This is a genomic window from Streptococcus sp. HMSC072G04 (assembly GCF_001813295.1).
GTDB lineage: Bacteria > Bacillota > Bacilli > Lactobacillales > Streptococcaceae > Streptococcus.
In genome coordinates this window covers 70,220-75,928 of the sequence record NZ_KV812035.1, presented here as the reverse complement: position 1 = coordinate 75,928, position 5,709 = coordinate 70,220, and the positions used below count along the sequence as shown (strand labels likewise).

Annotated in this window: 7 protein-coding genes and 1 tRNA gene; 5 read left to right on the top strand and 3 right to left on the bottom strand. The window is 42.4% G+C overall.

Going from position 1 to position 5,709, the window contains the following annotated elements; translation table 11 throughout:
• Positions 1 to 159 precede the first annotated feature (159 nt).
• A complete protein-coding gene (locus HMPREF2904_RS07625) occupies positions 160 to 1,071 on the bottom strand; it encodes a KPN_02809 family neutral zinc metallopeptidase (RefSeq protein ID WP_070661555.1) in 912 nt (303 codons plus the stop codon).
• 144 nt (positions 1,072 to 1,215) lie between these two features.
• On the opposite strand from HMPREF2904_RS07625, the gene rpmG reads away from it, so the two are divergent.
• From rpmG to nusG, 3 genes are all read left to right on the top strand, one after another.
• A complete protein-coding gene (rpmG, locus tag HMPREF2904_RS11155; RefSeq protein ID WP_003009043.1) occupies positions 1,216 to 1,368 on the top strand; it encodes a 50S ribosomal protein L33 in 153 nt (50 codons plus the stop codon).
• Between the two features lie 9 nt (positions 1,369 to 1,377).
• Entirely contained in the window at positions 1,378 to 1,554 is a 177-nt protein-coding gene (gene secE, locus HMPREF2904_RS07620; RefSeq protein ID WP_003002261.1) for a preprotein translocase subunit SecE, read from the top strand.
• Positions 1,555 to 1,741: 187 nt separating this feature from the next.
• On the top strand, positions 1,742 to 2,278 hold the full coding sequence (gene nusG / locus HMPREF2904_RS07615; protein ID WP_003002077.1) for a transcription termination/antitermination protein NusG: 537 nt from the start codon (positions 1,742 to 1,744) through the stop codon (positions 2,276 to 2,278).
• A 194-nt stretch (positions 2,279 to 2,472) separates the two neighbouring features.
• Here nusG and HMPREF2904_RS07610 read toward each other — a convergent pair whose 3' ends face one another.
• Both HMPREF2904_RS07610 and HMPREF2904_RS07605 read right to left on the bottom strand, forming a co-directional pair.
• Positions 2,473 to 3,231: a hypothetical protein gene (locus HMPREF2904_RS07610; protein WP_070661552.1), complete on the bottom strand. Its 759-nt coding sequence runs from the start codon at positions 3,229 to 3,231 to the stop codon at positions 2,473 to 2,475.
• Between the two features lie 144 nt (positions 3,232 to 3,375).
• Positions 3,376 to 3,446: transfer RNA gene (locus tag HMPREF2904_RS07605), tRNA-Cys, on the bottom strand.
• A 264-nt stretch (positions 3,447 to 3,710) separates the two neighbouring features.
• On the opposite strand from HMPREF2904_RS07605, the gene rpsB reads away from it, so the two are divergent.
• A complete protein-coding gene (rpsB, locus tag HMPREF2904_RS07600) occupies positions 3,711 to 4,493 on the top strand; it encodes a 30S ribosomal protein S2 (protein WP_003002189.1) in 783 nt (260 codons plus the stop codon).
• A gap of 82 nt (positions 4,494 to 4,575) precedes the next feature.
• Complete coding sequence (gene tsf, locus HMPREF2904_RS07595; protein ID WP_003001949.1) at positions 4,576 to 5,616, top strand: translation elongation factor Ts; 1,041 nt, start codon at positions 4,576 to 4,578, stop codon at positions 5,614 to 5,616.
• Positions 5,617 to 5,709: the final 93 nt, after the last annotated feature.

Genomic DNA, 5,709 nt, shown 5'->3' with positions numbered 1-5,709 from the left:
TTTCTAGCACTTTTCTCACGGCGGAAAGTTTCTGTTGAAATGATCCTAATAGTATTAATTATTTTAATTTTTCAACGTCACTTAAGTTGTTTTATGTAAAATGCAATTTATCTATATTCTAAAAGATCTATTCAGAAGGATTTCTGAATAGACCTTTGTTTAAAGTTCACTATCTGACAAGCTAAAGGTATCGCCGTGTTGGAGATCCCCGTACTGGTAGCCCCGTTTGAACCAGCGCATGCGTTGTTCTGAAGTTCCGTGGGTAAAGCTATCTGGTACCGAGTAGCCGTAAGCTTGCTCTTGGAGTGTGTCGTCACCGACGGCATGGGCTGCATTCATGGCTTCTTCGATATCGCCGATATCTAGAAGATTTCGGTCTTGAATGGAGCGGGCCCAGACACCTGCTAGGTAATCGGCTTGTAGCTCAATGCGGACGCTGATGGCATTTCGTTCCTTTTCAGAAAGACCTTGTTGCATCCGATGGTATTTGCCAAGGATTCCCAGCTCGTTTTGTACGTGGTGGCCGACTTCGTGGGCGATCACGTAGGCCATGGCGAAGTCCCCGCTAGCCTTGTATTTGGTTGTTAATTCCTTGTAGAAGCTCATATCCAAATAAATCTTTTTGTCGGTTGGACAGTAGAAGGGACCAGCCGATGCTTGCCCAACTCCACAGCCTGTCTTTGTCCGTCCGGTATAGAAGACTAGTTTGGGCTCCTGGTAGGTCCGTCCTTCGGCTTGAAAGACCTTGTGCCAATGATCTTCTGTTGTGGCAAGGACCTTGCTGACGAACTCAGCATCTGCATCATCGACATGGGTCTTGTTGGTGCGCGTGACTTGGGTGGACTGGTAAGGTTGAGAAGAAGTCCCATTTCCAAAGAGACCCCCAAGGCTAGCTCCCCCTCCTAGAAAGACTATGAGGAGGATAATGATGATCTTACTCTTGAAGCTTCCAGGCGATAGTAAGATCTGTAAAATGCCCCCGCCAAGATTACTATTGCCTGAAGACTGGGAGTAGCTTTGCCCTCGACGGTCTTCGATATTTCTACTTTCTTTTAGATGATCACTTTTCATATTCGTCTCCTTTTGTTTTATTTTACCAAAAATGAGGTGAAAACCAGAGTGATAACGCTTTAGATTTGCTTTTTTCTTGACAGGAGATTTTCTGTTCTTGTCAAAACGTGGAAAACTTGCTATAATGAGGTGAACGGAGGCGTTATGGCATTAAAAAAAGCAAGTCTAGCGTGTACGGTTTGTGGGTCACGCAATTACTCCATTAAGTTGAGTGGGACGCCAAAACCAACACGTCTAGAAGTCAATAAATTCTGCAAGCATTGCAGCAAGTATACCATCCATAAAGAAACACGATAGGAGAGAGTTGTGAAATTCATTAAAGATATTTTCGTCTTACTAAAAGATACAACTTGGCCAAATCGCAAGGAAAGATGGAAAAACTTTATCTCAGTGATTGAGTACACCGCTTTCTTTGTTGCATTGATTTATTTGTTCGACAAAGTCATTGCACGTGGCCTATTGCACATGATCAATTTCTTTTAAGAAAAGAAGCCAGGTGGGACCCTCTGGGTCCCATTTTTTATTGCCTTTTCTTAAAAATAAATCAGCAAACCTCTTTGCATTCCTGCAAAATGTGGTATAATGAAGCTAGGAAAAGGAAAGCCAAGAGGCTTTTTTTAGTATGTTCACAAAAGCTCGAGCAGGCTAAACAGAAAGAAAGGATGCCCAAATGGACAGTTTTGATAAAGGCTGGTTTGTACTACAAACCTACTCAGGATATGAAAACAAGGTAAAAGAGAATCTTTTGCAACGTGCGCAAACTTACAATATGTTAGAAAACATCTTGCGCGTAGAGATTCCAACTCAAACCGTACAAGTTGAGAAAAACGGTAAAACAAAAGAAATCGAAGAAAACCGCTTCCCAGGTTATGTCTTGGTTGAAATGGTCATGACAGATGAAGCTTGGTTTGTCGTTCGGAATACACCGAACGTTACTGGTTTCGTCGGATCACACGGGAACCGTTCGAAACCAACTCCATTGTTGGAAGAAGAAATCCGCAGCATCTTGCTCTCTATGGGTCAAACCGTTCAAGAGTTTGATTTGGATGTCAAGGTGGGCGATACGGTTCGTATCATCGACGGTGCCTTCACAGACTATACTGGTAAGATCACTGAAATTGATAACAACAAGGTGAAAATGGTCATTTCTATGTTCGGTAACGATACGGTTGCAGAAGTGAATTTGAACCAAATTGCTGAATTGTAAGAAAGAGAGAGTGGGACAGAAATCGGTAATTCGTTAGAATTCGATTTCGTCGTCCCACCTCCGCACAGTTGAGTAGGGCTGTAAAATCTGATGAAATCAGCGTAGTAGAGCCCACTCAACCACTGCGTCTTGCTCGACAATTCAAAGATAATTGAGAGGCTAGGACTTTTGTCCCAGCCTCTTTTGATTGCTTATTATTGATTTTTATCCAGGCCAGTGATCTTTTTTAACTGCTTGGTTTCTGCAGTAGACGTAACATTGAAGATCTTATTGCCTTGTGTAGAGAAGCTAGATTCATCTCCGTTGCTATCTTTATAGACATAGCTGGTCCCATTTTCTGAACGCATAATAGCATAGGGTTTTCCGAGACGTTCGAGGGCCGTTTTTGGTGTATCGGATTTGGAAATGCTGCCAGTAGACTGGTGGTTGGCATCGCCTCCTCTTAGTCGGAAGGTGATATCTGTTAACACATTATTGCGGAAGAAAGCCATGATATCGCCATTGTCTGTTGCCCAAACATTGACCCCATCGCCAGGATTCGCACTGTCTGTACTACTTACGGGTTGACCAAAGGCTGCAACTACGTCATCGTAACTGCTTCTTTCTTTTGGCCCACCAACCTCTTGTCCATCTTCGGTTCTCAATACAAAACCGGTGGTAGGGTGGAGGTTCTTGAGTTTTTCGATCTCAGGAATGGATGCAGCTCCTGGCACATATTGGAGAGATGCGCCATCATCTGGATCCAAGCTGAAGCGACCTGAAAAATCATCTGAGCTACTGCTGTCTGAAGAAGTGCTCGACGATTTACTAGATGATGCTTTGGTAGAAGATTGTTTGATCGGTTTTCTAGAGCTAGAAGCTGTTTTTGCTGGTTGCGCAGAATTGGCAGGTGAGCAAGCGGCTAGTGTCACTAGTGAAAGAAGGCCAATCGCAAAGAAACGAATGTTTTTCATAAATACCCTTTCTAATGTGCTTCGCCAATCAGGCGAGGTTTTATTATATCAATAATCAAGGAAAGGAGCAAATGGCAACAAAAAAACCCCCTATTGCTAGGGGAATTTTTAAAAGATAAAAGATGATAAAAAATTTTATTATCAAGGCGGTAGACGGATTTGAACCGACGATCAAGCTTTTGCAGAGCCGTGCCTTACCACTTGGCTATACCGCCATAACATATAATATTGTAACCTAAAAAACAAGATAGGTCAAGAAAAACTTTTTACGTCAAACAACTTTAGAAAACCATTTCATCGTAGGGATTGAAAAAAACTCTCAAATAGCTTGCGAATTCTAGGGATTTCTGCTATACTTATAGAGTTGTCTAAGACAGCAAATACTCATCTCGGATCCATTGTGGCACCGTTGCCCTTGTGGTCGTGCTGCAAGTTGACGTCTGAGAGAGGAGAAAAAAACAAAAAAGGAGAAACTACTCATGGCAGTAATTTCAATGAAACAACTTCTTGAGGCTGGTGTACACTTCGGTCACCAAACTCGTCGCTGGAACCCTAAGATGGCTAAGTACATCTTCACAGAACGTAACGGAATCCACGTTATCGACTTGCAACAAACTGTAAAATACGCAGACCAAGCATACGACTTCATGCGTGATGCAGCTGCAAACGATGCAGTTATCTTGTTCGTAGGTACTAAGAAACAAGCTGCTGATGCTGTTGCAGAAGAAGCTGTTCGTGCAGGTCAATACTTCATCAACCACCGTTGGTTGGGTGGAACTCTTACTAACTGGGGAACAATCCAAAAACGTATCGCTCGTTTGAAAGAAATCAAACGCATGGAAGAAGATGGAACTTTTGAAGTTCTTCCTAAGAAAGAAGTTGCATTGTTGAACAAACAACGCGCTCGTCTTGAAAAATTCTTGGGCGGTATCGAAGACATGCCTCGTATCCCAGACGTAATGTACGTTGTGGATCCACATAAAGAACAAATCGCTGTTAAAGAAGCTAAGAAATTGGGTATCCCAGTTGTAGCGATGGTCGACACAAACACTGACCCAGATGATATCGATGTTATCATCCCAGCGAACGATGACGCTATCCGCGCTGTTAAATTGATCACTGCGAAAATGGCTGACGCTGTTATCGAAGGACGTCAAGGTGAAGACAGTGTTGCTACAGTAGAAGCTGAATTGGCAGCTACTGAAGGTCAAGCTGATTCAATCGAAGAAATCGTTGAAGTTGTAGAAGGCGACAACGCTTAATTTCATTCAATAAGTAACGAACCTAAGAGGGCAGGGCTCAGCCCGACCCTCTTATTTTATTAAAAAATATAGGAGAACAAAAATGGCAGAAATTACAGCTAAGCTTGTAAAAGAATTGCGTGAAAAATCTGGTGCCGGTGTCATGGACGCTAAAAAGGCATTGGTTGAAGTTGAAGGTGATATCGAAAAAGCGATCGAATTGCTTCGCGAAAAAGGTATGGCTAAAGCAGCTAAGAAAGCTGACCGTGTTGCCGCTGAAGGTTTGACTGGTGTTTATGTCAATGGTAACGTTGCAGCAGTAGTTGAAGTAAATGCTGAAACTGACTTCGTTGCGAAAAACGCTCAATTCGTTGAATTGGTAAACGCAACAGCGAAAGTGATCGCTGAAGGTAAACCAGCTAACAACGAAGAAGCTCTTGCTTTGACAATGCCTTCAGGTGAAACTCTTGAAGCTGCATATGTATCTGCAACAGCTACAATCGGTGAAAAAATTTCATTCCGTCGTTTTGCTTTGCTTGAAAAAACAGATGCACAACACTTCGGTGCTTACCAACACAACGGTGGACGTATCGGTGTTATCTCTGTGATCGAAGGTGGAGACGAAGCACTTGCTAAACAAATCTCAATGCACATCGCTGCAATGAAACCAACTGTTCTTTCATACAAAGAATTGGATGAACAATTTGTGAAAGATGAATTGGCACAATTGAACCACGTCATCGACCAAGATAACGAAAGCCGTGCAATGGTTGGTAAACCAGCTCTTCCACACTTGAAATTCGGTTCAAAAGCACAATTGACTGACGAAGTGGTTGCTCAAGCTGAAGAAGATATCAAAGCTGAATTGGCAGCTGAAGGTAAACCAGAAAAAATCTGGGATAAAATCATCCCAGGTAAAATGGATCGCTTCTTCTTGGACAACACAAAAGTTGACCAAGCCTACACTCTTCTTGCACAAGTCTACATCATGGATGACAGCAAGACAGTGGAAGCTTACCTTGAATCAGTAAATGCTTCAGTTATCGAATTCGTTCGTTTTGAAGTTGGTGAAGGTATTGAAAAAGCTTCAAATGACTTTGAAGCAGAAGTTGCAGCTACAATGGCAGCAGCTCTTAACAACTAAGAATAAAAAAATAAGAGGTTTCGAAGGAAACCTCTTTTTTGTAAGATAAATTCATCTAAATAACTTTCCTTAGGTGAGTACGGACGTCAGCGA